The sequence below is a fragment of the Xanthomonas sp. SHU 199 genome, from assembly GCF_000364665.1.
Classification (GTDB): domain Bacteria; phylum Pseudomonadota; class Gammaproteobacteria; order Xanthomonadales; family Xanthomonadaceae; genus Xanthomonas_A; species Xanthomonas_A sontii.
In genome coordinates this window covers 1-1980 of record NZ_AQOI01000172.1, presented here as the reverse complement: position 1 = coordinate 1980, position 1980 = coordinate 1, and the positions used below count along the sequence as shown (strand labels likewise).

At 70.2% G+C, this 1980-nt stretch carries 3 protein-coding genes; 2 read left to right on the top strand and 1 reads right to left on the bottom strand.

What is annotated here, in order from left to right:
• The coding region (locus D183_RS27375; protein WP_157835187.1) for a hypothetical protein at positions 1 to 204 on the bottom strand (204 nt) is incomplete at its 3' end.
• A 270-nt stretch (positions 205 to 474) separates the two neighbouring features.
• Between D183_RS27375 and D183_RS0107435 the strand changes: the two genes are divergently transcribed.
• Together D183_RS0107435 and D183_RS0107430 are read left to right on the top strand one after the other, a co-directional pair.
• Positions 475 to 1260, top strand: coding sequence for a transporter substrate-binding domain-containing protein (locus D183_RS0107435; protein ID WP_017908448.1), 786 nt, complete (start codon positions 475 to 477; stop codon positions 1258 to 1260).
• A gap of 84 nt (positions 1261 to 1344) precedes the next feature.
• Positions 1345 to 1818: a DUF4410 domain-containing protein gene (locus D183_RS0107430; protein ID WP_017908447.1), complete on the top strand. Its 474-nt coding sequence runs from the start codon at positions 1345 to 1347 to the stop codon at positions 1816 to 1818.
• The last annotated feature ends 162 nt before the right edge of the window (positions 1819 to 1980 follow it).

The window sequence follows — 1980 nt, the reverse complement described above, 5'->3', positions numbered from 1 at the left end:
GCGCGCGGACACCCGCGGCGGGTCCGGAACGCGCTGCGCGGGCTGCCGCGGCAGGAACACCAGGCGCAGCGCATCCTCAGCCACGGCACGCGGCGGCGCCGACGGCGTGCCCCACAGCAGGCGTCCCAGCAAGGCCAGAATCATCGCCGTCGCCAGTGCCGCCCACAGCTGCAGCCATCGGTCTTGCGCAGGAAGGGGGGTCACGACGGTCGAGGATCCATGGGCAGGCGGCGAGGAAGAATGTGGGGGACGGACCGGTACAGCGTGCCGCGAGTTCCGTTGCCGGCGCGTGCCGCCGCGCGCGGCAAGCGGCAACATGGCGTCACCGGCGCCCGCCCGGTGCACGCAAGGCCTTGTCGCGTCAGGGATTGCGTCGGTGCATGCGCAAAACGGCTAAGGTGACGCGCACCGCCGGCGCGACAGCCGGCGTACAGCCAACGGGCACCGACGCCCACCCTGCCGCAGGAGAACCGCATGATCCGACGCCTGGCCGCCGGCCTGCTCGGCGCCGCGCTGGCGCTGCCCGCACACGCCGCCCCCTCGCACCTGGACAGCGTCCTGCAACGCGGCGTGCTGCGCGTGTGCACCACCGGCGACTACGCGCCCTACAGCCGCCTGCACCGCGACGGCACCTACGACGGCATCGACATCGCCCTGGCGCAATCGCTGGCCGAGAGCCTGGAGGTCAAGCTGCAATGGGTGCCCACGCGCTGGCCGACCCTGCTGCCGGACCTGCGCGCCGACCGCTGCGACATCGCCGTCGGCGGCATCTCGGTATCGCTGCCGCGGCAGCGCCAGGCCTGGTTCAGTGCGGTGCTGGAGGTCGACGGCAAGATCCCGCTGGTGCGCTGCGCCGACCAGGCGCGCTACCGCGACATCGCCCAGATCGACCGGCCCGAAGTGCGGGTGATCGAACCGCGCGGCGGCACCAACGAGGCGTTCGCCCGCCGCGAACTGCCGCATGCGCAACTGATCCTGTCCGACGACAACCCCACCATCTTCCGCGACCTGCGAGAGGGCCGCGCCGACGTCATGATCACCGACGCCTCCGAAGCGCGCTTCCAGCAGCGCCAGGTGCCTGGCCTGTGCGCGGTGGCGCCGGAGCGGCCGCTGCAGTACAGCGAGAAAGCGTTCCTGCTGCCGCGCGACGACATGGCCTGGAAGGCCTACGTCGACCAGTGGCTGCACCTGAGCAAGGCCAGCGGCGCCTATGCGCGGATCGTGGCCGCGTGGCTCGGCGATCCGGAGACAACGCGCTAGACCTCCCGCCTGCCCGCGCGCAGCCGCTATGCTGCCGCGGCCGGCGGCGTTCGCCCCGGCATGGGGATTCAACAAGGAGAGAGCATGAAACTGCAATGGAAAACGCTCGCGCTGGTAAGCGTGATGTCGCTGGCCACCGGCTGCGCGACCAACAGCGTGGTGCACCAGAGCTACAAGGCGACCACCGCCGAAACCTACTGGTATCAACTCACCGGCAACGACGACACCGACGCCGAGAGCCTGGCCATGTTCCGCCGCCAGCTCGACGCGCAACTGGACGCGGCGCACCTGCACGGCACGCAGGGACAGGCCAATGCGCGCAAGATGACCATCGTCATCGACCACTACTACATGCGCAGCAACGGTGCGCGCTTCTGGGCCGGCATCATGGCCGGGCGCGACAAGATCAAGAGCCGCGTCACCGTCGCCGATGCCAACGGCAAGACCGCCGCGCAGTTCGACGTGGAATCGACCAACAGCACCGCCTGGGGCACCTCCGAAGGCCTGATCGAGCGCCACGCGCAGGAGATCGTCGCGCGGCTCAAGCAATTGCAGTAGTGCGTGCCGCCCGTGCAGGACCGCACCGGTCCTGCACGGGCGCCGAAGCGCACCAACGCGCTGCCTGCTGCAGCTCGAATCGCTCGATCCGGCGACACGCAAGCCGGATGCGGCTTGCTCTGTAGGAGTCAAGTGTCATGCAGCCGCGACGCGCGATGTGGT

What these genes read in the sequence shown, in the direction of transcription:
- D183_RS0107435 (WP_017908448.1), top strand. Translation starts at nt 475, where the DNA reads ATGATCCGACGCCTGGCCGCCGGCCTGCTCGGCGCCGCGCTGGCGCTG.
- D183_RS0107430 (WP_017908447.1), top strand. Translation starts at nt 1,345, where the DNA reads ATGAAACTGCAATGGAAAACGCTCGCGCTGGTAAGCGTGATGTCGCTG.